Annotated in this window: 24 protein-coding genes; 6 read left to right on the top strand and 18 right to left on the bottom strand. The window is 58.8% G+C overall.

Annotation, left to right across the window (positions count from 1 at the left end; translation table 11 throughout):
• Nucleotides 1–16: 16 nt before the first annotated feature.
• On the bottom strand, nucleotides 17–517 hold the full coding sequence (locus AACT07_RS15115) for an SRPBCC family protein (RefSeq protein ID WP_005334766.1): 501 nt from the start codon (nucleotides 515–517) through the stop codon (nucleotides 17–19).
• A 160-nt stretch (nucleotides 518–677) separates the two neighbouring features.
• Between AACT07_RS15115 and AACT07_RS15120 the strand changes: the two genes are divergently transcribed.
• Complete coding sequence (locus tag AACT07_RS15120) at nucleotides 678–1,097, top strand: GNAT family N-acetyltransferase (RefSeq protein ID WP_069528692.1); 420 nt, start codon at nucleotides 678–680, stop codon at nucleotides 1,095–1,097.
• Here AACT07_RS15120 and AACT07_RS15125 read toward each other — a convergent pair.
• From AACT07_RS15125 to AACT07_RS15145, 5 genes are all read right to left on the bottom strand, one after another.
• Nucleotides 1,087–1,605: a hypothetical protein gene (locus AACT07_RS15125; protein ID WP_069528622.1), complete on the bottom strand. Its 519-nt coding sequence runs from the start codon at nucleotides 1,603–1,605 to the stop codon at nucleotides 1,087–1,089. The two genes, AACT07_RS15120 and AACT07_RS15125, sit on opposite strands and share 11 nt — an antisense overlap.
• Before the next feature lie 10 nt (nucleotides 1,606–1,615).
• Nucleotides 1,616–2,407: a winged helix-turn-helix domain-containing protein gene (locus tag AACT07_RS15130; RefSeq protein WP_069528624.1), complete on the bottom strand. Its 792-nt coding sequence runs from the start codon at nucleotides 2,405–2,407 to the stop codon at nucleotides 1,616–1,618.
• A 377-nt stretch (nucleotides 2,408–2,784) separates the two neighbouring features.
• Nucleotides 2,785–4,311 carry a methyl-accepting chemotaxis protein gene (locus tag AACT07_RS15135; RefSeq protein ID WP_069528626.1) on the bottom strand — a complete coding sequence of 509 codons (1,527 nt, stop codon included), beginning with the start codon at nucleotides 4,309–4,311 and terminating at the stop codon, nucleotides 2,785–2,787.
• A gap of 64 nt (nucleotides 4,312–4,375) precedes the next feature.
• The gene (locus AACT07_RS15140; RefSeq protein WP_005334783.1) at nucleotides 4,376–5,107 is read right to left on the bottom strand and encodes a substrate-binding periplasmic protein; all 732 of its coding nucleotides are present in this window, start codon (nucleotides 5,105–5,107) and stop codon (nucleotides 4,376–4,378) included.
• 551 nt (nucleotides 5,108–5,658) lie between these two features.
• A complete protein-coding gene (locus tag AACT07_RS15145; RefSeq protein WP_069528628.1) occupies nucleotides 5,659–6,897 on the bottom strand; it encodes a uracil-xanthine permease family protein in 1,239 nt (412 codons plus the stop codon).
• A gap of 305 nt (nucleotides 6,898–7,202) precedes the next feature.
• On the opposite strand from AACT07_RS15145, the gene AACT07_RS15150 reads away from it, so the two are divergent.
• Complete coding sequence (locus AACT07_RS15150) at nucleotides 7,203–8,468, top strand: hypothetical protein (protein ID WP_069528630.1); 1,266 nt, start codon at nucleotides 7,203–7,205, stop codon at nucleotides 8,466–8,468.
• Nucleotides 8,465–8,806, top strand: coding sequence for an RT0821/Lpp0805 family surface protein (locus tag AACT07_RS15155; protein WP_069528632.1), 342 nt, complete (start codon nucleotides 8,465–8,467; stop codon nucleotides 8,804–8,806). Before AACT07_RS15150 ends, AACT07_RS15155 begins: the two co-directional genes overlap by 4 nt.
• Before the next feature lie 89 nt (nucleotides 8,807–8,895).
• On the opposite strand, the gene AACT07_RS15160 is transcribed toward AACT07_RS15155, so the two are convergent.
• Nucleotides 8,896–10,611 (bottom strand): NAD-dependent malic enzyme, encoded by a 1,716-nt coding sequence (locus AACT07_RS15160; RefSeq protein WP_069528634.1) that lies wholly within the window; start codon nucleotides 10,609–10,611, stop codon nucleotides 8,896–8,898.
• 274 nt (nucleotides 10,612–10,885) lie between these two features.
• Between AACT07_RS15160 and AACT07_RS15165 the strand changes: the two genes are divergently transcribed.
• Nucleotides 10,886–11,650, top strand: coding sequence for a substrate-binding periplasmic protein (locus AACT07_RS15165; protein ID WP_069528636.1), 765 nt, complete (start codon nucleotides 10,886–10,888; stop codon nucleotides 11,648–11,650).
• An 87-nt stretch (nucleotides 11,651–11,737) separates the two neighbouring features.
• Here the strand turns inward: AACT07_RS15165 and AACT07_RS15170 are convergent, their stop codons facing one another.
• The 11 genes from AACT07_RS15170 to AACT07_RS15220 all read right to left on the bottom strand — a co-directional run bounded on the left by AACT07_RS15170 (nucleotide 11,738) and on the right by AACT07_RS15220 (nucleotide 22,197).
• Nucleotides 11,738–12,148: a DNA breaking-rejoining protein gene (locus AACT07_RS15170; RefSeq protein WP_236353922.1), complete on the bottom strand. Its 411-nt coding sequence runs from the start codon at nucleotides 12,146–12,148 to the stop codon at nucleotides 11,738–11,740.
• A gap of 159 nt (nucleotides 12,149–12,307) precedes the next feature.
• On the bottom strand, nucleotides 12,308–13,279 hold the full coding sequence (locus AACT07_RS15175) for a formate dehydrogenase subunit gamma (RefSeq protein WP_069528638.1): 972 nt from the start codon (nucleotides 13,277–13,279) through the stop codon (nucleotides 12,308–12,310).
• On the bottom strand, nucleotides 13,276–13,902 hold the full coding sequence (fdh3B, locus tag AACT07_RS15180; protein ID WP_005334799.1) for a formate dehydrogenase FDH3 subunit beta: 627 nt from the start codon (nucleotides 13,900–13,902) through the stop codon (nucleotides 13,276–13,278). The genes AACT07_RS15175 and fdh3B overlap by 4 nt, the downstream gene beginning before the upstream one ends.
• A gap of 4 nt (nucleotides 13,903–13,906) precedes the next feature.
• Entirely contained in the window at nucleotides 13,907–16,783 is a 2,877-nt protein-coding gene (locus AACT07_RS15185; RefSeq protein WP_069528640.1) for a formate dehydrogenase subunit alpha, read from the bottom strand.
• Between the two features lie 23 nt (nucleotides 16,784–16,806).
• Nucleotides 16,807–17,010 carry a transcriptional initiation protein Tat gene (locus AACT07_RS15190; RefSeq protein ID WP_005303194.1) on the bottom strand — a complete coding sequence of 68 codons (204 nt, stop codon included), beginning with the start codon at nucleotides 17,008–17,010 and terminating at the stop codon, nucleotides 16,807–16,809.
• Nucleotides 17,011–17,141: 131 nt separating this feature from the next.
• Nucleotides 17,142–17,759, bottom strand: coding sequence for a TorD/DmsD family molecular chaperone (locus tag AACT07_RS15195; RefSeq protein WP_058058400.1), 618 nt, complete (start codon nucleotides 17,757–17,759; stop codon nucleotides 17,142–17,144).
• 10 nt (nucleotides 17,760–17,769) lie between these two features.
• Nucleotides 17,770–19,515, bottom strand: coding sequence for a 4Fe-4S binding protein (locus AACT07_RS15200; RefSeq protein ID WP_069528642.1), 1,746 nt, complete (start codon nucleotides 19,513–19,515; stop codon nucleotides 17,770–17,772).
• A 103-nt stretch (nucleotides 19,516–19,618) separates the two neighbouring features.
• On the bottom strand, nucleotides 19,619–20,212 hold the full coding sequence (locus AACT07_RS15205; protein ID WP_069528645.1) for a DUF3306 domain-containing protein: 594 nt from the start codon (nucleotides 20,210–20,212) through the stop codon (nucleotides 19,619–19,621).
• The gene (locus tag AACT07_RS15210; RefSeq protein WP_069528646.1) at nucleotides 20,205–20,759 is read right to left on the bottom strand and encodes a DUF3305 domain-containing protein; all 555 of its coding nucleotides are present in this window, start codon (nucleotides 20,757–20,759) and stop codon (nucleotides 20,205–20,207) included. Before AACT07_RS15210 ends, AACT07_RS15205 begins: the two co-directional genes overlap by 8 nt.
• Nucleotides 20,760–21,178: 419 nt before the next feature.
• Nucleotides 21,179–21,772 carry a hypothetical protein gene (locus tag AACT07_RS15215; protein WP_139123848.1) on the bottom strand — a complete coding sequence of 198 codons (594 nt, stop codon included), beginning with the start codon at nucleotides 21,770–21,772 and terminating at the stop codon, nucleotides 21,179–21,181.
• Nucleotides 21,773–21,834: 62 nt separating this feature from the next.
• Nucleotides 21,835–22,197: a hypothetical protein gene (locus AACT07_RS15220; protein WP_069528648.1), complete on the bottom strand. Its 363-nt coding sequence runs from the start codon at nucleotides 22,195–22,197 to the stop codon at nucleotides 21,835–21,837.
• 249 nt (nucleotides 22,198–22,446) lie between these two features.
• On the opposite strand from AACT07_RS15220, the gene AACT07_RS15225 reads away from it, so the two are divergent.
• On the top strand, nucleotides 22,447–23,304 hold the full coding sequence (locus tag AACT07_RS15225; protein WP_069528699.1) for a formate dehydrogenase accessory sulfurtransferase FdhD: 858 nt from the start codon (nucleotides 22,447–22,449) through the stop codon (nucleotides 23,302–23,304).
• A gap of 15 nt (nucleotides 23,305–23,319) precedes the next feature.
• Entirely contained in the window at nucleotides 23,320–24,186 is an 867-nt protein-coding gene (locus AACT07_RS15230; protein WP_013723539.1) for a helix-turn-helix transcriptional regulator, read from the top strand.
• Nucleotides 24,187–24,237 lie beyond the last annotated feature (51 nt).

The following is a 24,237-nucleotide window of genomic DNA, read 5'->3' on the forward strand; positions in this document are numbered from 1 at the left end:
ACACTGATATCCGGAATTACTGGGCCAGCGCCTTCAGCTGTGCCTTGTCGGGAGGATTGTTCCAGTCGATGGGACCGTGGGTAAAACGGTACTGCAACCGTGGCAGGCTGGTCTCCAGCCACTCTTCCCGAAAATAGGCATAACCCTGATCCCAATCCGGATCATTGGCCCAACCGCTCTGCAGGAAGTAGAGGCGAGTCCCCTGCCCTTCCGGCACAAAGCGCAGGCAAACCTGGGTCTTTTGCTGGCGGATATGGGGTAGGCTGGGCGGGAAATTCCAGCTGAAACTGAGCAAGTCATAGGGCATGACGGCCATGACCCGGCACCCTTCACTGCCACGTTCACCCAGCGGGGCATCAGGCCTGAAGTAGATCTCGAAAGGACCATTCGGTTCGGCCACCATCAAACATTCGGGAGCCAGAAAACTGCGCAGACCGCTTTCGGTAGTCCAGGCGTGCCAGACATCGTCTATATGCGCCGGAACAAAAATGTTGCCTTCAATCAGTTTATTGTCCATAAATCAGCGATCCTCAAGCCATCCATACAAGGGACTCCGGCAGTATAGCCCCATGGCAAATACAATGGACAGTGCTTAATCACACCCTTGTCATTTGCATCGATTAACCTGCCGCTGTGCAGCTGCCTCAATGAACATTGGCTTGATCCGGGAGGGCATCATGATCCGGCTCATGGAAGAACACGACATTCCCCAACTGGCCCGGCTGTTTTTAAAGAGCCGCCGCCACACCTTTCACTGGGTCGATCCCGTCCGTTTCCAACTCGAGGATTTCGAGGAACAGACCAAAGGTGAACAGGTGTGGGTAGCCGAACAGGGGGGCAATATCTGCGGCTTTATCGCCATCTGGCAGCCCGATCACTTCGTCCATCACCTCTATGTGTCAAGCGACTGGCACGGTCAGGGGATAGGACGCGCCCTGCTGGAGCGGGGCCTCGCTGATTCGCCGCACGGCTCGCTCAAGGTTGCGACCCGCAACACGGCGGCAGTAGCCTTCTACCATCGGCTGGGCTGGCAAAACAGTGATGAGACAGGCCACTGCGAGGTCACCGGCCCCTGGTGCAAGTTGCTTAGAAGCTAGCGGGACGCCCGGCAACTACGCTTTGTGGTTGAACAGGCACCAGCGGTGCCGGGGGGAAGAACCAGCGGTAGAGATCGAACCAGCCATCTCGCTGGGCAATCACAACCTCATGCACCGGATCGCGCTGGAAGATCGCCACCTTGTTTTCGGTCAGCGGCACCCAGGCATAGTTGACCAGCGCATATTGCGACTGGATCAGGTTGTACTCATTGAGATAGGAGTCATCGTTACCCGATTCGTGCAGTTGGGTACGACTGTCGATGAGGTAAACAAGCTGGTTGAAGAAGGTAAGTTGAAAACCGGTCACTCGCCACTTCTCTCTGGTCGCCTCCTCCTCTTCGATCACGGTGATTTTGCCCCAGCGGCACACCCCGTGATAGTTAACTCCATTGGCTGACATTTTCAGGTCGTAATGGCAGCCCAGACTGTTGATCAACATCCCGACCACAAACAGCAGCACGACAAGCAGTGGCAACAGCAGCAAGGTATTTTTCAGCGTTCGTTTCATCAGAGATCCCTTACAGCGTTTTTTCGAGCTCTTTATAGGAGAGCACGCGAACCTGGTGGCCGGAGACCAGCACCAGCGATGCCGGTTTGACTGGTGGCACATCGCTCCGTGCCTCCATCTGGCAAACAACGCCGGTCGGCGAGTCGGTGCAGTGCACATGGAGCCACTCGAAATGGAGATAGCTGGCGACAAACACCACCAGCACAACCAGTAGCAGATTAACGTATATCAGGCCCCTTGCCAGCATTGGCCGCCCGATACCGCTGAGAAAGGCAAGTTTGGCGCGCTCACCAAAAGAACGGGGAGCAGCAGGCTCTTTGATGACCTCGTGGTCGGAGCTTGGTGATGTCGACGGTGGCTGCGCAGCCGCTGCAGGCGTGGGCTCGCTCATCGGCTCGGGCAAGGGCTCACTCTCTGTTGGCAGTGCCTTGCCGTAATAGCTCTTCATCTTGCAGTTCAGATGCAGGGAGTACCCTTTTTTCGGGGTACTTCTGATATCCAGCGTCTGGGGGGATGAGGTGAAGTGGCGACGAATATTGGCGATGGCCACGTTCAGGGAGTTGGGGCTGATGGGGCGACCCAACCAGCCGATTTCGAGCAACAGATCCTTGTCGCACACCTCGTCATGGTGATCGAGCAGATAGCTGAAAATGAGGCTCTCTGCCGATGACAAGCGCACCACCCGGGCGCTTTGCAAGTTGTCCTTGTCGGCACAGAAGATCAGCTCTCGCCTTTTGACATCAAAGACATAATCACCGAAGTGATAGGCTGATATGTTATTGCCTGGCGCAACCCCCGTCATACCAACCACCTGTTATTTGCATTCATCATGAAGAAGATGGGATTCCACACCTGATAAAGCCAGATGGCGGCTCAGGACTCGCTGTAATTAAACGAAATTCTAAAGGGTCGGGATCAGCGGCACAATAGATGCAGGCAGGCATGAGCGGGGAAAATGAAAATATGCGTCCAGCGCTGTCGGACAGCATATCGGGCAGAGCATGATGCGGCGAGTTTCGCCTATCGCGGCCACGCCAATCTCAGCTGAACAGTGACATGGGCATGACGAAAAGCGCTGCTGGACAAGGCCCCTTGCCCCTCACAACATCTCGCCGCACTTCACAATAAAGGGAACCTTGCATGCCCCGCAGGATGATCCAACGGGGCGAAGTGAACTGACTAGACCCGAAACTGCTTGAGCAGGGTGTCGAGCTGGGCCGACAGCTGCCGCAGATCACTGCTGGCTTCGGCAACCTGTGCCACTCTGGCCGCACTCTCGCTGTTGAGCGTCGCAATCCGGTTGACACTGTGGCTGACCGCTTCCGCCACCGAGTGCTGTTCTTCCGATGCCTGGGCGATATACATGTTCATCTCGCGGATCAGGCTGACCTGATTTTTAATTTTCTCCACCGATATCTGCACATCTGCCGCCTCGATGCCAGCGCGGGATGCCTTCTCCTGACTCTGTTGCATGCCGGCACCGACATTCTGGGTCGCTTGCTGCAACCGCTTGATACTGGCGCTGATCTCCTCCGTCGACTGGCGAGTACGGCCCGACAAGGTGCGTACCTCATCCGCCACCACCGCAAAACCGCGCCCCTGATCACCCGCCCGCGCCGCCTCGATGGCCGCATTGAGGGCAAGCAAATTGGTCTGCTCGGCAATGCCGTTGATCACCTCGATGATGGTGCCAATGCTGCTGCTCTCGGTCGAAAGGGTGCGCATCAGGGTGGCGACCCGCTCCACCTCCCCCACCAGTTGATGGATGGCCTCATTGGCATGGCCCGCCAGATTGTAACCCTGCTCCACATAGAGGTTGGCCTCATCGGTAGCGCCAGAGGTTTTCACCGCATTGCCAGCCACTTCCTGCACAGCCTGACTCATCTCGGTGATGGCGGTAGCGACCTGATCCAGCTCGGATTGCTGGGCGTCACTGCCTACCCGGGTATCTGCCGAGAGGGAGTCGCAGAGTTCGGCGGTTTGCAACACACCGGCAGAGAGCTCGTTGATCTCCGCCACCATCTCCTGCAACTTGGCAATAAAGTGATTGATGTTGGTGGCCAGCGCGCCCATCTCATCCTGGCGGCTGATCTTCAGACGCCGGGTCAGATCCCCCTCTCCTTTGGCCAGATCAAACACCGCCTGATTCATCTGATGGAGCGGCCTGAGCACATTGCGATGAATCAACACCATCAGCAACGCGATGATGCAGAGATCGAGCACCAGGATCTGCCAGACGGTGGTGATCAACTGCTGGCGCAGTTGGGCCTGAATGGCAGCATCACTGGTTTGCACCAGCAATCGGGCCACTGTGTTTTTCTGGCCGCTGTCGTCATAGACCAGATCATACCCCCCGTAGGCAGACACATCGGCAGGCATGGCTGTCACGGGGGCAATGTCCCCCGCCGAATCACGGGCAAACCCGGCCACCAGCTTGTCCTTGTTGACCACCAGCAAAGCACTCAGGATATCGGCCGCCAGCTCGGACTTGAGCGATGCCTCGATGAAAGCCGATTCATAATTCCACAGCGGGCCGGGCAGGGAGAGCTGCAGCCGGCCGATGGCCTGTTCGACCAGCGCACTCTGTTTACTGTAGCTCTCCGCCCTGACCGCGTTGTAGTTGTAAGCGCCAAACAACACCAGTAGCAGACTCACCGACAGGGAGGTCAACACGGCAATCCTGAACGTCAGACTTTTCCAATCCATGGTTTCCTCCCGGTTTTACGGCAGCCGGCGCAGTGCCATTGAGCGGCACTTGCTATTGGTACTGTTACTGGTACTTGGCATTGATCTTGTCGATGGTGCCATCCGCCTTCATGGCTGCGAGGATCTCGTTGAGCTTGGTGATGAGCTCATCGGGCGTATCCTTGTTAAACGCCAAGCTCATCTGGGTTTCCTTGAACACGAAGACCGGCTTGGGTGAGGCCACCTTCTCCTTGCTGGCCAGATAGGGGGCCAGATACTGGCCGGTAGCCCAGAGATCGATGCGACCTGCCTCCAGTTTTTTCACGTTGGCGGTATCGTTGGCCGCCAGCTGCAACTTGGCAAATCCCTGGGCCTTGAGATATTCGGCGGCCGCATCACCGTTATAGCCACCCACCGAATACTGCTTGGCATCTTCCAGCGACTTGACCGTGATATTGGCGGTCGAACTGGAGAAAAATACCCAGTTGTTATTGACCAGCGGCCCTACCCACTTGAACAGTGCTTCCCGCTCCGGAGTGCGGGTCGTGGAGTAGAGGGCGGTATTAGGAGTACCGAGGGTATCTTCGTACGCCCGTTTCCAGGGCATCAGGGTCAGCTTGTATTCGACTCCAGCACGCTTGAACAGCTCTTCGACCACCTCGGTCGACAGCCCGACAATCTTGCCCCCCTCCCCCTGCATGTTGAATGGCGGGTAATCCTCGGTCATCACGTTCAGTGGCGCAGCCTGAACAGCGCTTATCGCCATCATGGAAGAGACTGAAAAAATTGCACTTTTCCACAGCAGTTGATAGTTCATTGCAACCTCGCTTTGCTTGCCATTCATCCCTGAACATCCGCCGTTACCGATGGCGGTGCACGTCTGACCCGCTGGGGTCATGCCGGCTTTCACGGCTCGCCGCCCACCCATGTGCAGCAGCAAACAGATCCGGATTTTGCCTGTGCGCAACGAAACGCAACCGGCGAGGGAGGCTCACAACAAATCGAGGAAGAAACATGCCAGGGCAGCATAAGGGGAGTGCGGAGTGGGGCGGATAAGCCTCTGCCATACAACAGCGCCGTGGCAAAGAAAAAGCGCATCGTTTTATGACAGGGGTCTGGGAGAGAAATGATAGAAAACGCCAACATCCATTTTCCCATACTGCTCGAGGAGACCTCAGAGCCAAACCTGTCCTTTAGCTAAGGTCACGAAAAGAGATACGTCAAATGAGAATGCTAACCCCCTCATCTGCTTCCAAATTAGATTCCAGATGAGCTCCGTCGAGCCACAAAGTGGCGCTAGATACCCGAAAAACAGAAGGCCACCGCGAGGTGGCCTTCTCCAAATCAACGATAAACGTCTGGTGGAACTCAGTCCTTGGCCGCGTCCATCACACCTTCTTCGGAGTGCGCAGGCAGGATCAGGTTGAGCAGGATGGCGGCAACAGAGGCCAGGCCAACGCCGGCCAGCGCGAAGTCGCCAATCTTCATCTCCAGCGCACCGACACCGACGGTCAGAGTCACGGCGACGATGGCGATATTGCGTGACAGTCCCAGATCCACCTTGGATTCCACCAGCGTCTTGAGACCGATGGCAGCGATGGATCCGAACAGCAGCAGCATGATACCGCCCATCACCGGCATCGGGATGGAGGTAAGCAGCGCATTGAACTTGCCAAAGAAGGCCAGAATGATGGCAAACACCGCAGCCCAGGTCATGGTGACCGGATTGAAGTTGCGAGTGATCATCACGGCACCGGTCACTTCGGCGTAGGTGGTCACGGGCGGGCCACCGATGAAACCGGCGAAGCAGACGCCGATGCCGTCACCGGCCAGCGTACGGTGCAAACCCGGATCCTTGGTGTAATCCTTGCCAGTCACGCCACCAATCGCCAACACGCCACCGATATGCTCGATACAGGGGGCGATGGCTACCGGCAACATGAACAACGCAGCAGCCCAGTTGATCTCCGGGGTTTCGAAGTGGGGCAGCGCCAGCCAGGGGGCGTTCACCATGCCATCGAAACTCACCTGGCCCATGAACACCGCCGAGACATAACCGGCAATCACGCCGCACAGGATGGGGATCAGCTTGATCCACCCCTTGCAGAACACAGCTGCAATCAGGGTGACCGCCAGCGAGATACCGGCCAGCGTCAGCGCAATCCCCGCAGGTACTACCTGCTCACTACCGGCACGGCCCATCGCCATGTTGCAGGCAACCTGCGCCACAGAAAGACCGATCACCATGATCACCGGGCCAATCACCACGGGCGGCAGCAATTTGTGCACAAAGCCCATCCCTTTTGCCCGGATCAACGCAGCCAGAATGAAATACATGAAACCGGCTGCAAACAGGCCAAACATGGTGGATGGCAATCCCCAGGTCTGGGTGGCGTAGATGATGGGGGCGATGAAGGCAAAGCTGGAACCGAGGAAAATCGGGACCTGGCGGCGGGTGCAGAGCTGGAACAACAGGGTGCCCACACCGGCGCCAAGCAGGGCCATGGAGGGGTTCAGTCCGGTGAGCAGAGGCACCAGAACCATGGCACCGAAGGCGACAAACAGGATTTGCAGCCCGGCGACACTTTGCTTGACTAAGGAAAACATGGATGTCCTTAATTTTTTGATAACTGATGGGGATATTTATCACTTTTCAGTTATCACAAGACTTTTTCAAGGCACAAAATGAACACAAATGCATCACTTTTTACCTTTTACTGCTTGGGAAGGGCATGAAACTGGCTTTTTAGGCGGGATTCGTTGCTACAAGCATCGAGTATGCGATTTTACGCATTATTGTGACGAACGCCAATCGTTTTTCCATCATGTTTATTGTGTTCATGGTCAAAAATGCCACCGCCAAGGGGCGCTCTATAATGGATCCTGTGAATCAAGATGGACAAGGAGTCCCCATGTCACAGCCCCCATTCAAGGCCAGCCAGCGCAGATTGCTGATCGGCTCGGCCATCGCACTCGCCCTGTTTGCAAACCCGTTCAGTTATGATTTCGCCCACAATGAGTGGCAAATGAATCAGGCCTATGCCAAGTCCTGCTTTATCGCCGGCACTCGCATCACGATGGCCGATGGCTCCACCCGCCCTATAGAGACGCTGCGGGTCGGTGAACGGGTGCTGGATCAGCACGGCGGCAGTAACCGGATCCTGGCGATCGAACGGGTCATACTAGGCAAGCGCAGACTCTACGGGATCAATGATCTGCCCCCGTTCTTTACCGCAGAGCACCCTCTGCTGACCACTCGGGGCTGGGCAGCCATCTCACCGGCCATGACACGAACCGAAAACCCGCAACTGGCGGTGCTGCCGCTATTTACCGGCATGCAGATAATGTGTCGCCCCGCACCTGTTATGGTGACGGGCAATCTGGCCCTGCAACCCCAGCCGGAATTACTGCTGGTTGAGTCACTCTGCTGGATCGAGGCATCTCCCACTACCGCACTCTTCAATCTGCTGCTCGATGGCAGCCACAGCTACATCGCCAATGAGCTGATCGTTCACAACAAAGATGGCGATGGTGGCAGTGGGGGCAGCAGTGGTGGAGGCAGCAACAGCGGCGGAGGCAGCAACAGCGGCGGAGGCAGCAACAGCGGCGGAGGCAGCAACAGCGGCGGTGGCAGCGACAGCGATGGGGGCAGCGATGACAGTGGCGGCCAAGGCGAGCATGCCGGCGGAGAGCAGCATGGTGGAGGTGAACGGCATGCTGGTGGAGAAAAACATGCAGGGGGAGAACGCCATGGGGGTGGCCGCGGGTTTGGCAATGGCGTTGATGACAACGGCGTGGATGCGGTCGATGCCAACGGCAACAAGCTCAGAGGCGATGGCACCATCGATGACAACGGCGTGGATGCCATCGATGCCAACGGCAACAAGCTCAGAGGTGATGGCACCATCGATGACAACGGCGTGGATGCCATCGATGCCAACGGCAACAAGCTCAGAGGTGATGGAACCATCGATGACAACGGCGTGGATGCCGTCGATGCCAATGGCAACAAACTCAGGGGCGATGGCACGGTCGATGACAACGGTGTCGATGCCGTCGATGCCAACGGCAACAAACTAAGAGGTGACGGCACGGTCGACGATCGTCAGCAAGTGCTTACCGATGAGCAGGAGCGGGCGCTGCTCAACAACGGTTTTCGCCAACAAGGGCAACCATGATGCGTTATCTGCTACCACTCCTCCTGCTCGGCCTCGCTGGCTGCGCCACGATCGACACCCCGCCGCTTTACCATCAGATGGATAAGGCAGATGTTCAACTGGCCAATCAGGCCCTTGCCAAGGCGCTGGAAACCCGCACCAAAGGGCAGAGCCTCACCTGGTTCAATCCGGCTAACCGTCACTCGGGTAGCGTCACCCCGCTACGCACCTTCCGCCATACCGGCGGGGAGTGGTGTCGCGACTATCGCGAGCAACTCTATATCGGCAAGGCGAGCCAGCAGTGGCAGGATACCGCCTGTCGCAATCAACAAGGGCGCTGGCGGCCATTGCGAACTTAGTGAATGCCACGGGGGATAAACGAAAGGGGGTAGCAGCGCTACCCCCTTGTCATCTTTACCGACCCGTTATCTCGGCGGTGAATATGCGGTTATACCCGACGATAGGGCAGGTAAACCGGCTCCCACATGTGGTTGAGGATATGCTGCTGTAGATCCTGACCGATCAGCGGGTGGGAGGGATCCCGACGCACGATATCCTTGAGCACAGCAGTCGCCACATGCACCGAGATGCTGCGCAGCTCGCGAATGCGGGGATACACGGCTCCTTTCGCCAGGTCCACCTCACTCACGCACTCGGCCAGCGCAAAGGCGGCTGTAGTGAAGACATCGGGTGTGATCTCGCGGAGCTGGCTGACGATGGCCGCCAGACCTACACCGGGGAAGATAAAGACGTTATTGCCCTGCCCGACTCGGAACTCCTGCCCCTCGTAGCTCACATCCTTGAACGGACTACCAGTCGCGACAATGGCTTTGCCCTTGCTCCAGCGGTAGATATCTTCCGGCAGCGCTTCACAGTTGGCGGTCGGGTTGGAGAGCGGGAACACCATGGGGCGCTCGCAATGCTGCAGCATCAGCTGGATGTGTTCTTCCTGGAAGGCACCGCCCGAGCCACTGGTACCCAGCAACACGGTAATGGGCACATGACGCAGCACATCGGCCAGATTGGCCATGCCGGGCACCTCGGTATCCCAGCCCGCCAGCAGCAGCCCCGGCTTGGCGTAACGTCGCTTGTACTCGTCGAGCCCGTCCCGGTTGTCGCACACCAGCCCCTGGGTATCCAGAATGTAGATGCGATCGCGGGCCGCCTGCGGATCCATCCCCTCGCGGATCATCCCCGCGCAGATCTGATCCGCGACACCAACCCCGCCGGCGCCAGCGCCGTAGACCAGATAGTTCTGCTGGCCCAGGGTCTCCCCCTTGACCTTGACCGCGCCTATGATACCGGCCAGCACCACGGCACCGGTGCCCTGAATATCATCGTTGAATGACGGCAGTGACTGCTGGTAGCGGGCCAGATTGTTGAAGGCATTGGATTTGCTGAAGTCTTCCCACTGCAGCACGGCGTTGGGGAAGTGGCGCTTGACCCCCTGCACGAACTTGTCGATGAACTCTTCGTACTCCTTGCCGCGAATACGCTTGTGGGGGCGGCCCAGATACATGGGGTCATCGAGCAGTTTCTGATTGTCGGTGCCCACATCCAGCGCGATGGGCATGCAGCAGGCGGGGTGAATACCGGCCCCCAGGGTATAGAGCGCCAGCTTGCCGATGGGGATGCCCATGCCGCCAACACCCTGGTCGCCGATCCCCAGAATGCCCTGGCTGTCGGTGACGACTATGATGCGGATCGATTTGGCATCGAAGTGACGGGCCTGACTGCCCATGTCATCCACGTTGTCCGGGGTGATGTAGAGGCCGCGCGGCTTCTGGAAGCGGTGGCTGAACTCCTGACACGCCTTGCCCACGGTCGGGGTATAGATGTAGGGAGTCATCTCCTCCACATGGCGTGACAACAGGGCATAAAACAGGGTTTCGTTGCGATCCTGCAGGGCACGCAGGTTCTGGTACTTCTCGATATCGCTGCAAGCGCTCTTGAACCCCTCATACACTCGCTCGAGCTGGGCTTCAAAAGTTTGCACCTGAGGCGGCAGCAAACCATCGAGATCAAAATCGGCCCGCTCCTGTTCGGTGAAGGCCGTGCCCTTGTTGAGGTATCGATTGTTAAGCAGATCAGTGCCAGTCAGTGCAACGGGGCGAAAATCCTGTCCCTGTGCATCTTTCCACAGCAGATATTGTCCGGTAGCCATAGTCATTCTCTTTGATTTACGTGAAATTGCCGTTCGGCAGGAGAGCAAGACTCATAATGAAATCAATCATATGACGTTTACTCGATCGGTTTTGTGAGCTTGGGCATACCCTGCGGCCAAAATAGGCGCCCGGCGGCCCCGACGAGACAAATATCCACGGCAAGGAATGAGACTCATGTTAGCATTGCGGGCAACCCAGCCCCTTTCACCGCATCACAGCCGGGAGTGACCTGATGCCCTCGCCTCTGCCAGCCTGCGTCCCCTTCTTTCTGCCATGCGTCTGATCCCGCTGCTTGCTCTGTGGTTGTTTCTGACCAGCCAGTCGGCTCTCGCCGCTCCGGGCCGGGTGCTCAACATCATCGTGGGTGAATGGCCCCCTTTCGTCTCCGAGCAATCAAAACAGCACGGTCCAGTGGCCCACCTCATCAGCGATCTGTTCAAGGAGGCGGGCTATGAGGTGAAGTTCCACTTCGCTCCCTGGGGCCGGGTCTATTCGCTGGCGGCCAACAGCCAGCTCTACGACGCCACCGCCGTCTGGATGCACAAAACGGAGCGGGAGCAGGATTTTCTGTTCAGCGAAGCGGTGCTGCAGGAGCAGTTTGTCTTCTTCTCCCTCAAATCACGGCAGCTGCAAGCCGAGCACCTTGAGCAGATCATCGGCATGCGGTTGGGGGGCGATATCGCCTACAGCTACGGGCCCGAGCTGGACAAGATGGTGGCCGATGGCAGGGTAACCCAACAGAAAGTCACCGACGTGAAACAGAATTTCGGCAAGCTGCTGCGCGGACGGATCGACCTCTATCCACAAGAGCTGCGAGTCGGTCTGGCCGAGTTGCAGAGCCAGCTCGACCCCGCCAGCGCGGCACTCATCACCCACAGTCAGACCCCTTTTCTGCGCAACGACAGCTTCGTGATGTTCCCGCGCAAGATGCCGGATTCAGCCAAACTGCGGGATCAGTTCAATCAGCAGTTGCAGCAGGCCATCGCCAGCGGACGTTATCAGCGCTACTTCGAACGGCTTTCCCGGGGGGGCTATTAACCTTGGCGAGGCAAAAACAGAGGGGATAAAACAACGGTGGCGGCCCTTTGTGGCCGCCACCTCTGTGATGCTTGTCAGCTGCTGGCTTTAGCCGCTGATGCCCACCTCCAGCTTGAACGGCGTCTTGGCCTTGCTGCTCTCGGCCGCCCCCATCTGGTAGACCCGAATGGTATAAGTGCCCTTGGCGGGCAGGGTTGCCTCAAAGTTGTTCCCTTCCGTAGAGCCGATAAACATCGCCTCCCCCTTGCTGCCCGGCGGCAGAATATTGAAGTAGGGCTTGCCGGTCAGGGTCACCACCATGCTCTGGCCCTTGTTGGCCGTCAGCTTGTAATCGAGGGTCTGGCTACCCTGAATGGTGCCGTTGATAGTCGCCCCTGATTCCCCCTTCTTAAACTGCACCTGCTGGGTCTTGATCCCGTCAGCCGCCTGCGCCACGCCCGCAATACCACCGAAGAGCGCAGATGCACATACCGCTGCCAGCCATGCTTTTCTCATCATTTGTCATCCCTTGTATGAATGGAACCCCTGTTACTGTTGCTCAAGGTGGCCCAAAAAACCATCGCCGTTTGCGGCATCGCTCAATCAATTTGCCATCACGATCGACCCGCCATCAAAAGGGGCGCCGCAGCGCCCCTTCTCTTTACTCTTTGTCGACCATCAGCTTGATTTGCCCGCCTTGGGCTCATCGAGGGTGTGCTTCACCTCTTCATACCAGAGGTCGTGGTGCTCCTTGGCCCAGGTCTCGTCCACCTCGCCGGTCACCATCCCCTCCAGCGCCCCTTCCAGCTGGAACAGACCCATGTAGATATGGAAGATAAAGCCGCAGATAAGGATCAAGGCGCCTACGATATGGATGAAGCTGGCCCACTCCATCTGACGGCGCAGCTGGCCGAAGATGGGGAAGTCGAGGAACAGCCCGGTCGCCACCACAATGCCGCCAAACCAGATGAGCAGCCAGAAGATCGCCTTCTCGCCGCCGTTGGAAAAGCCAGCCGAGGGGTGACTTCCCTTGTGCTTGCCGAGCATGCCACCAAACTTCATGAACCACTGCACATCCACCATGTTGACAATGTTGTGGCGGAACCACTTGATGAGCACCCCCATCAGGCAGAGGAAGAAGAGCGGCCCCACATAGTTGTGGAACACCTTGGCAAACCAGATCCAGTTCTCCCAGACCCCAAGGCTCACCACCGGCTTGATGAAGTACTTGCCATAGATGATGGCCAGCCCCGACCCCGACAGGGTCAGGAACATGGCTGCCGTGGTCCAGTGCAGCGCCCGATCCAGCCTGCTCCAGCGCTTGAGCTTGCGCCCGGTGCGCGGTTTGGAGAGCTTGGTCTGCCCCACCACCAGATACATCAGGCCACACATGGCGAGCGACCCGAAAATGGCGATGGCGCCGAGCGGCGACACCCACTTGGTCTTCACCTCGAACCAGAGCTGGCCCGGCACCGAGATAAGCACTCCGTGCTCCGGCGAGCGGGAGGTGGTCACCCCCTCCTGCCCATCCTTCACCGCCCGCCAGTAATCGGCGCCGGCAAAGCCGACCGCCTCTTTCTCGGCATCGGCGAAACTCGCGGTACTCACCATCAGCAGGGCAGCAAACAGGGCCATTAGCCAGGTTTTCATGCCGCCCCTCCCTGCTTGTTCAGCTTGCTGGCGTCGTGGAACAGCTCATCGCCATTACCCCAGGCCGCATCCTTAGCACCGCGATAGGCAACCCGCTCGCGGAAGATATCGGAGATGACCTGCGCATCCCCTGCCAGCAGCGCCTTGGTGGAGCAGAGCTCGGCACACATGGGCAGCTTGCCCTCGGCGATGCGGTTGGCACCGTACTTCTGGCGCTCCGCCTCACTGTGATCCTCTTCGGGGCCACCGGCGCAGAAGGTGCACTTGTCCATCTTGCCCCGATCGCCAAAGGCGGCGGTCTTCGGGAACTGGGGGGCCCCGAACGGGCAGGCAAACAGGCAGTAGCCACAACCGATGCAGAGATCCTTGTTGTGCAGCACGATGCCGTCGTCTGTGTGATAGAAGCAGTCGGCCGGGCAGACCGCCATGCAGGGGGCGTCGGTGCAGTGCATGCAGGCGACCGAGATGGAGGTCTCCCCCGGCAGGCCGTCGTTGAGGGTCACCACCCGGCGGCGCTGGATGCCCCACTCGAGGGCATCGTCGTTCTCGTTCTTGCACGCCGTCACACAGCCGTTGCACTCGATGCAGCGCTTGGTGTCACACATGAATTTCATTCTGGCCATGGGATCAGGCTCCTACTTTGCGAAAACGGCACAGGGTGACCTTGGTCTCCTGCATCTGGGTGACCGGGTCATAACCATAGGTGGTGACTATGTTGACCGACTCCCCCAGCACATAGGGGTCAGACCCTTCCGGATATTTGGATCGCAGATCCTTGCCCTCGAAGTGGCCGCCGAAGTGGAACGGCATAAAGGCGAGCCCCAGTTTGACCCGCGGGGTCACCAGTGCCTTCACCTTGACCCGGCCCCCTTCCGGCCCCTCGACCCACACATCCTGACCGTCGCGCACCCCGACGTCGTTGGCATCTGCCGGGTTCATCTCGACGAACATCTCCTGCTGCAACTCGGCCAGCCAGGGGTTGGAGCGGGTCTCGTCGCCGCCCCCCTCGTACTCCACCAGACGGCCGGAGGTGAGGATGATCGGGAACTCCTTGCTGACATCCTTCTCCTGCACCGAGGCGTACTGGGTCGGCAGGCGCCACAGGCTCTTCGAATCAGGCCAGGTAGCGTAGTCGGCCAGCAGATCCCGGCGCGGGGTGTAGAGCGGCTCGCGGTGCTTGGGCACCTGATCCGGGAAGGTCCACACCACGCAGCGCGCCTTGGCGTTGCCGTAGGGGACGAAGCCGTGCTTGATGGCGACCCGCTGGATACCGCCGGAGAGATCGGTCTTCCAGTTCTTGCCCTCGGCCTCTTTCTTCTCGGCCTCGGTCAGCTCATCCCACCAGCCGAGCTGCTTCATCAGGTCGGCAGTGATCTCGGGATAGCCGTCTTCCACCTCGCTCCCCTTCGGCCAGGAGTCTTCGGCGAGCAGCGAGACGCCCTGATACTCGATACCGAAACGGGCGCGGAAACCGCCCCCCCCTTGCGAGACCGGAATGCTGGTGTCGTAGAGGATGTGGCTGCCTGGGTGTTTCATCTCCGGGGTGCCCCAGCAGGGCCAGGGCAGACCGTACACTTCGCCACTGACCGGGCCGCCCTCGGCCTTGAGGTTGGTTTTGTGGAAGGTGTGCCAGTTCTGCTGGTGCGCCTTGAGTCGCTCCGGGCTCTGGCCGGTGTAGCCCACACTCCACATGCCGCGGTTGTATTCGCGGGTGATGTCTTCCAGCAGTGGCTGGTTGTTCTCGACCTTGATGTGCTTGAACAACTGGTCGGCAAAGCCGAGCTTCTTGCTCAGCAGATACATGATCTCGTGGTCGACCTTGGATTCGAACAGGGGTTCTATCACCTTGTCACGCCACTGCATGGAGCGGTTGGTGGCGGTGACGGAACCATAGGTTTCGAACTGGGTGGTGGCCGGCAGCAGGTAGACGCCGTCGGTGCGATCGTTCATCACCGAGGCGACTGTGGGATACGGGTCGACAATCACCATCATGTCGAGCTTTTGCATCGCCTTCTTCATCTCAGGGCCGCGGGTCTGGGAGTTGACCGCATGGCCCCAGTAGAACATGGCGCGGATGTTGGAGCCCTGCTCGATCAGATCGGCGTTCTCCAGCACCCCGTCCACCCAGCGGGAGACCGGAATGCCGTTATTGTTCATCGGCAACTTGCCGTTGTAGGCCTTGTTGTCGAAGCGGGCCTTGATCCACTCGTAATCGACATCCCACACCCGGGCCCAGTGCTTCCAGGAGCCCTCTTCCAGCCCGTAGTAGCCGGGCAGGGAGTCGGAGGTGACGCCAAAGTCGGTGGCGCCCTGCACGTTGTCGTGACCGCGGAAGATGTTGGTGCCCGCCCCGCTCTTGCCCACGTTGCCGAGGGCCAGTTCGAGGATGCAGTATGCGCGGGTATTGTTGTTGCCGGTGGTGTGCTGGGTGCCGCCCATGCACCAGACCACGCAGCCGGGGCGGTTGTCGGCCAGCAGTTTGGCGGCGCCATGAACCTGCTGTTCGTTGAGGCCGGTTACCCGCTCCACTTCCGCCGGAGTCCAGCGCGCCACCTCTTTTTGCACCTCATCCATGCCGTAGACACGGGTGCGGATGAACTCTTTATCTTCCCAGCCGTTCTTGAAGATGTGCCAGAGCATGCCCCAGATAAAGGCGACGTCGGTGCCCGGACGCAGGGAGAGGTACATGTCCGCCTTGGCGGCGGTGCGGGTGCGACGCGGGTCGACCACCAAAATCTTGCAGCCGTTACGCTCTTTCGCCAGCAGGATGTGCTGCATGGCGACCGGGTGGGCCTCCGCCGGGTTGGAGCCGATAAACATGATCGACTTGCTGTTGTGCATGTCGTTCAGACTGTTGGTCATGGCGCCGTAGCCCCAGGTGTTGGCGACCCCGGCCACCGTGGTGGAGTGGCAGATCCGCGCCTGGTGATCCACGTTGTTGGTGCCCCACAGGGAGGCCATCTTGCGAAACAGGTAGGCCTGCTCGTTGGAGTGCTTGGCAGAGCCGAGCCAGTAGACGCTGTCGGGGCCGGACTCCTTGCGAAGGCGCAGCACTTCGTTGCCCACCTCTTCGATGGCCTGATCCCAGCTCAGGCGCTGCCACTTGCCGCCCACCAGCTTCATCGGGTACTTGAGGCGACGCTCGCCGTGGCCGTGCTCGCGCAGGGCCGCCCCCTTGGCGCAGTGGCCGCCAAGGTTGAAGGGGTGATCAAAGGCCGGTTCCTGACCGGTCCAGACGCCATTCTGCACCTCGGCATAAACGCCGCAGCCCACCGAGCAGTGGGAACAGATGGTGCGCTTCACCTCGACCGGCACCCCGGCCGCCACGGTTTTGGCCTCGGCCCGCTGCATCATGGCAGGGGCCAGCCAACCGGCGGCCACGGCGCCACCGGCTACCAGACCCGAGTTGACCATAAAGGCGCGGCGGGTCAGCCCCTGACCGCGAATGGCCTCATTGCCCTGCTCGCCCGCCTGGGGCTGCTCGGCACGTTTTGTCAGTTTCATGAATTCTCCTTCACTGATCCGGCTCAGTCAGTGCCGCGCAGGGTGCGATAAAAGTCGTGAACATGGGGGGTCTCCCGATAGCCCTTGTCAGGCTCGGTGTCGTGGGTCAGCACCTCTTTGCCCACCACCCGACCGGTGGCACCGGCCAGTACGCCTATGGTGGCGACCACGCCAACTCCCTTGATCAGATTGCGGCGGGACGGGTCTTTCAGCTGTTCATCGCTCATTCTTGTGACCTCTGTTGTTGTTCTTGCCGGCGCCTGCGCGCCAGCTTCGCGTCCAATGGGATATCTCGTCTGCTCGTTTTGTTATGCGCAGCTCTTGTTATGCGCAGCGTGTTATGCACAGATAGGGGCGTTCAGCCCGGCACCACGCAGGCGCCAAACGGCAGGCGCAATTCGTTTTCCAGCTTGAAGAAATCTTCGGCAAGGGCGCCGACTGCCCGGTAGAAGCTGCCCCCTTTCGCCTGCTGCTGATCGCGGCAACAGGCGAGTACCCAGGGGGCAAGGTGGCGCTCATAGAAGCGGTTGCGCTCCGGGTGCTGCTCGCCAATCAGTACCGCCATCACCTCACAGAGGGCGGCGAGATGATCTTCCGGCTCGCACACTCCGCTCTGGCGCTCGAAACCGAGCGACTGCAGATCTGCGCGCAGCACCGCCAGCGGCAGCTCCATCAGGGAGCCAGTGAGATACCAGGAGGCAAACGGCACGATCTCCCCGCGCCCCAGCCCGATAAAGAGATCCTGATACTCCTCGGCAAGCTCGTTTTCGTGGTGGCTACTGGCCGCCAGCTGCACCAGCCCGAGCCCTCTGGCAAAGGGGCCAGGCATCGGCTGCAACCCTTGCAGCCAGGCGAGCTGTTCGCCACGGGGGGCGGCGCGCCAGAGGCTTGCCAGCAGGGCGTAGAGATCGGCGCTGCTCTGTTCCAGTTCGGTCATGGTCAGTTCGCCAGCCTTTTCGTTATGTTGTTCACTCATCACTGGCCCCTCATACCTTGAGCTGGGAGACGGGATCCGCCGCCAGCGCTGCAAACACATCCTTGACCCGACAGTCCTCGCACATCAGCAGCCGCTGGGCGGCCTCGTTCTGGAAGTGGGAGTGACCGGCCAGTTTTTGCTGGATGCGGCGGATCATCGAGGCGGGCGCGAACGGTTTGGAGCAGCGAATGCAGCAGGCCGCCTCTTCGGCTTTGAGGCTCTGCACGGCGCGGCGCGCCTCGGGCACGGGTTGCAGGCGGGGCATCAGTACGATGGCCTGCTCGGGGCACGCCTTTTCGCACATGCCGCACTGGATGCAGTCCTGCTCGATAAAGTTGAGACCCGGCGTGTGCCCCACCGCATGCAGGGCACGGCTCGGGCAAACCGCCACGCAGCCCATGCAGAGGGTGCAGTCAGCTTCTTTGAGCTCCACGCTGCCGTAAGGAGCGCCGTGGGGCACCGCCAGCGGCTCGCGGCCCCCTTCGTTGGCCTGCCAGAGGGCATCGAAGGCGGCAAACAGGTTCTCCCGTTTATCCCCTTTCAGCGGCTTCTCCAGCAGGGCAACGGCTGACTGCGCGTAAAGAGACTCATCCATTTCGGCATCGCCGTTAAACAGGGCAATACGATTGGCAGCAAGACCGGCGCCCGCCAACAGCACGGCGGCGCTCGCCAGCTCCCGCTCAACCAATGCCCGGACGCTGGCGGGGGCATCGTTGCCCAGCGCGATGCGCACCGCGCTGGCGCCATAGGCGAGGGCGGCGAACCAGCTCTCGATGCCTAAACTCGCGCTCTCCTCCACCCAGACTGGCAGCCAGTTGGCGGGCAGTCGTATGAGTTCCGTTTCCACCCATTCACGCTCGTTTTCACCAGCGATGAGCAGCTGCGGCGCGTCGCCCCCCGCCTCCCGATAATGCTTGAGCAATCGGAACAGGTAGTCACCGCTGGTGTTGGCGTCGGGCTGGTGATAGGCAATCGCCCCGGTCGGACAGGCTGAGGCGCAGCTGCCAAAGCCCTGACAGAGATGGGGATCGATCTGGATGCGACCATTGATGGGCTTGAGCGCATCGGTCGGGCAGACATCGAGGCAGCGGCTGCAACCGGGCACGCCGCGGGCGGTAAAGGCGCAGGCCTCAGGGTCGAGGCGAAAATAGCGCGGCTTGTCGAAGATACCGGTCAGCGCACAGAGCTCGGCGAGCCGTTCGGCCAGCCCTTGATCATCGGCCAGATGCAGATAACCGACCGGCGGGCGCTCCAGCGCAAAGAGCGGGGCGCGGCCCAGATCGGCCACCAGATCAAAGCGCGGTTCGTTCCCCACCGTCGCTTGTTGTGGAAAACAGAGCGCCGCCAGATTAACCCGCTCACCCTGACCATTGATGCCAATGAGCTTGAACTGCCCCAGATACCCTGTCAGGCTCGGCTCGCGCAGGGTCAGGGCCGCGAGGGATGCGGTGGCATCGAAAATGGTTTCGAGATCGGCCGCCTCGGCGTCATGCACCGATTCGGTCACCAGCAGAGTGGGCTTCACCCCGGCGGGCAGCAGACTGGCGGCGCGGCGAATGCGATCTTCCGGGCCGACCAGCAGCAGGCGCCCCTGACTCTGGTAAGAGACAGTGGCCGGGATCAGGTTATCGGTCTTGACCGTATGCTGCAGGGCATAGGCGCGCGCGCGCGCGTTATGCTCGGCCGCCCCCGCCCCATGGGCAAGATTGGAGGTTAGATTTGGGGTCAGATTTGGCAATGTTTGTTCAGTGCTCACATACGCTCCTGTGCGCGCCACCTCATGGGATGGGCGCTTGTTGGTAAGCCGAGAGAGCAAGAGGCGAGCCAACTCCCCCGGAAAAAAAGTGACTGACAGGGAGTCAGGATCCTGAGGGTTCCATTCCCCCACCTTTGGTTGGGACATTTTGTCCACCAGAGGAAACCAAAATGTCCCGATCGTCGGTGTGGGTTTGAGAATGGTTATCAGCCAGCTCGTCGGCGGCAGGCTCGCTGGCAAGCGCCACCGGTTCAGCGGATCCGCTGGCCGGATTGGCCGATTCGCTCTCCGGGGCGATCACCTGATCCACCAGCCAGTTGCGCAGCCCGGCGGTCAGGGCCGCAGGCAGCAATTCGGGCTGGCTGAAATCCTGGGTGTAGTCGTCGAGCCCATCCGGTTTATGGCTGCGAAACATGGCCCGCAGCGCCTCCTTGTCGGGGAGTTTGGCCTTGCGCTGCGGGGCTGTTGTTAGCGGCGGTTCACCACTCTCGGCCCCTTCAAAGGCAAGGGGGTCACAGCTCCCCTTGTCAGTGCTGACTACAGGGCTATCCAGCGCGACATCTGGAGTTTCAGTCTCGTCACTGCCTTCGATGGGGGCGGAAACCGCCTCGGGGATAACCTCTTCCCTTGGCTGCAATGCCTGATGCTTGCGCGCCTCACTCTTGCGAGATGACCAGCGTTTGAGGAACTCACTCATGGGCGCGATTTCCACTGTCACAACCACGCTCGCGGCCATCGGGGCCGGTGGCTTTAACGGCGCCACAGCTGGCTTGATCCTGGCTATCGACACCCAGCTGATCCTGCGCCCGCCCCTTGCCCTTTTTGCCCTTGCGACGGGCCTCCAGCAGCTCGCCGTGGCGGCCGATAAAGGCCTCCACCCAGGCCTGCAGAGCCTCGGGCAACGGGCAGGAGAGCACCTGCCGCTCGCCATCCATATAGGCGGCGGCCACGGTCTGGCTCAGGGTCAGACCATCAGCTACAAAGCCACTGTCCACGCGGCTTCCGGTCACAAACAGGCGGGGCGAGCCGGAGCTCAGGTTGAAGCGATAATCCCCCCGCTCATCGCGAAACAGAGTAAGAGGCAGCGCACCAGCGGCCTCGGGCTCGGCGGGATGAAGCGCCGCAATCTCGAAACGGCGGCTCTGCCAGCGGCCAACCTGGCTGTCGATGGCCTTTAACTCCAGTTGCAACCAGCGCTGCGGGGAGAGGGGTTTGGTTGTCTCTTGCACTGTCACGGCTCCCATCAGAAGGTCTCTGCCGAGCCGCCCTCCCCCGTGATCCACCCTGTTCGGGGCGGTTCACAGCAGGGCATTCAGGGCGGCCACGGCCATCAATGGGATAAGACATAGCAAGAGTGGGGCCAAGGCCGGTTTGGTGGTTGATGGGGGCTTTGCTTCCGGTTAGGCATCATGCGGGAGGTAGATTGGCGTTAGCGTAGGTTGGTGCAGAGCGCAGCGAAGCCCAACATGCGGAGTAAACCAATAAGCCAGAACCTAATCGACAGGGATAGCAATAATCAAATAACACCGGATTATCCGATTATTGCTTTTGAAATAATCCACGGTAAACGTTGGGCTTCACTTCGTTCAGTACCAACCTACGATTTAGCCCAACATACGAGATTTATTAATCAACAATTTAAAAGCCATCATTATTCATGACATTACTGACGTATATATTTATGCCAACACTGACGATTAACATAGACAAGTTTTTCATCAAAACTTTTATCTCTTGGCAAAGATTTTTCATCAAAAAATTCAACCCAATAGTTTACAGTTGACAAAACATATGAATCTAATTTAATTTCTTTACCATCCTCAAACCTAATAACGTAACTAGGACGCTCCTTGCTTCTTTCTTCTCTAAAATTTTTATCTGACATTGAAAGAATTAATTTCTCAGGTACGTTCTCGTTTGTATAAATAGAAATTGATTTAGCGCTATCTCGCTCTGAATTACTAACTTTTGGAGTATATCGGTCAACACCAAAATGCTTTACGGAATTTGCAATATCCTTAGCGACAATTAGAAAATCTTTACTTCCCCACTCCTTATTTAATTGAGTACTATCTTTCATGCCGTGAAGTGTAAGATATTTAATGCACCAATCTCGCAAAGAGTGAGCTGTTACGGAGAAGTTGAAAAAATGATCGGACAGATTAATGATATCGTCTTCAAAGTTGATCCTATTACCTTCTCTTATCAATTTCATAAGCATATCTTTAGGTTCTAAAAAATCACAAATAAAAGACATGGTTAACTCCAAAAAATGAATAATCACAAAACCCCAAAATGAGCCATTTACAACTATTGGACTTAGTCTTTTTTCCTCCAAATATACTTTGCATCCGATAACTCTCCATTCGTATCACCTAGATAAACTGTATATCCTTTAAGATAACTACCATTATCCTCCAATCTAAGTGTGAATGTCCCCCTATCTGTCGAGAAATGGCTAGTTGATTCGTATGTTGCCGTTAATATCAAATCCTTAAATACTCCACTAAACACATAGGAGCTACCTTGGTCTTGCCCCTCAATACGGACTCCTCTATATAATATATCCTCTACGATAGGGCTTAATATGTTTAGCCATATACTTCTAAAAACCCATATTAATATCCCCGTAACCAGACCTGCAATTACCCCCTGAGTGAGATTGTTAAGAAGAGACATCATTATAATTTCCTTAATACATTCCTTGAGTTAAGTTCTAAACATATAACCATTTAAAGTCTAATCGTCCAATTTTATAAAGGAAAGCTTAACGACCAACTTATTTATTACAATGAGAACTCACACACTTTCTAACCATTTCGCATAATGAAACTTACCCATGATTCTAGTGTCGCTTTGCCTCACATCAATCTGGAACAAAACTTGCTGTGCCCCTCGACTCAGATCCCGGCAACCGGTCGCGAGGGGCCCATGACACCGACCTTTATCAAAAGCAATGCTGCCGCCCAGCTCACCATGACCGTCGAGGTGATGGATGAACAGGGCACAATGAACACCCGCCAAATCGCCTGTGAGCGGCCACTGACGGTCTACCTCAACTGGAAGGAGATAGTAACCCTGATGACGCTGGGGGCCCGCCCCGAGGCGCTGGTGCTGGGTTATCTGAAAAATCAGGGCTTTATCGAGGATATTTCGGCCATCGAGTCGGTGATCGTCGACTGGGAGAGCGAGGCTGCCGCCGTGGTGAGCAGCCAGCAGGCCGACGATCTCGACAAATCGCTGGAGAAGAAGACGGTCACCTCCGGCTGTGGTCAGGGCACCATGTATGGCAGCGTGATGAAGAAGCTCGAAGGGGTGGTTTTGGCGGCGCCTGAGCTTAAACAGAGCACCCTCTACGCCCTGCTCAAGGCGCTGTCGGCCCATAACGAAACCTACAAGATGGCCGGTGCCGTCCATGGTTGCGCCATCTGTCGCGGCAGCGAAATCCTCTCCTTTGTCGAGGATGTGGGGCGCCACAATGCGGTGGATACCCTGGCGGGTGAGCTCTGGATGCGCGGCGAGGCTGGCCACGACAAGATCTTCTACACCACAGGGCGGCTCACCTCGGAGATGGTGATCAAGGTGGCGCAGATGGGCATTCCGGTGCTGCTGTCGCGCTCCGGTGTCACCCAGATGGGGCTGGATCTCGCCCGCCAGCTCGGCATCACCATGATTGCCCGCGCCAAGGGGCGCCATTTCGAGGTATTCAGCGGCCACGACCATATGGTGCTGGACGAGAAGCCGCCGGTGCTGGCGCCCAGTCCGGCCGGTCGCGGGATGCGGGACTAAGCCATGAATGAGTTTATGAACGTGAAGCAGGTGGCGGAATACCTCGATCTCAACGAGAAGAAGGTCTACCAGCTCGCCAACGAGGCGCGCATCCCCGCCACCAAGGCGACCGGCAAGTGGCTGTTTCCCCGCTCCCTGCTCGACCGCTGGCTGCTCGGCAGCTGCCACGAGGGGGTGATGAACGACCGGCTGCTGCTGGCGGGCTCGGACGATGTGCTGCTGCACTACGCCAGCAGCCGCTTGGCACAGCAGCTCGGCACCCAGGCACTGGTGGGCTACACCCCGTGCGGCACCCGACAGGGGCTGGCGATGCTGGCGCGCGGCCATGTGGATCTCTGCGCCATCCACTGGGGGCAGGCCGAGGAGGCGCACCTGCGCCACCCGGCGCTGGTGCAGCAGTATCAGGGCCACCGGCAATGGGTGATCGTTCATGGATTCAGGCGGGTGCAGGGGCTGGTGCTGCGGCAAGGGCTGCAACCCAAGGAGGCGAAAGAGGCGCTCGACTGGCGCTGGGCCATGCGTCAGGAGGGGGCTGGCAGCCAGCGCGCCCTGCAGGAGTGGCTGCAAACCCAGGGGGAGTCGCTGACCCGGCTGGAGCGCACCCTAGAGGTCAACAGCGAGCGGGAGCTGGCCGCCGCCATCAGCCGTGGCGATGCCGATGTGGGGCCCGGTGCCCAGAGCACCGCCACCGAGTTTGGCCTCGGCTTTATGCCCTTGTCGCAGGAGTGCTTCGATCTGGTGATGCCGCAGGGGGTCTTCTTTCGCACCCTGCTGCAGCAGCTGATCGGCTGGCTGCAATCCCCCGAGGGGCGCGAGCTGGCGGCCCGCCTCGGCGGCTATGACCTGACCCAGAGCGGCAAGCTGGTGTGGAGCCCGCAGTAAAGAACCACTCACCCACAGACAAAACAGCCCGCCAACCATGTTGACGGGCTG

This window comes from Aeromonas sp. ANP5, assembly GCF_963870295.1.
Classification (GTDB): Bacteria; Pseudomonadota; Gammaproteobacteria; order Enterobacterales; family Aeromonadaceae; genus Aeromonas; species Aeromonas veronii.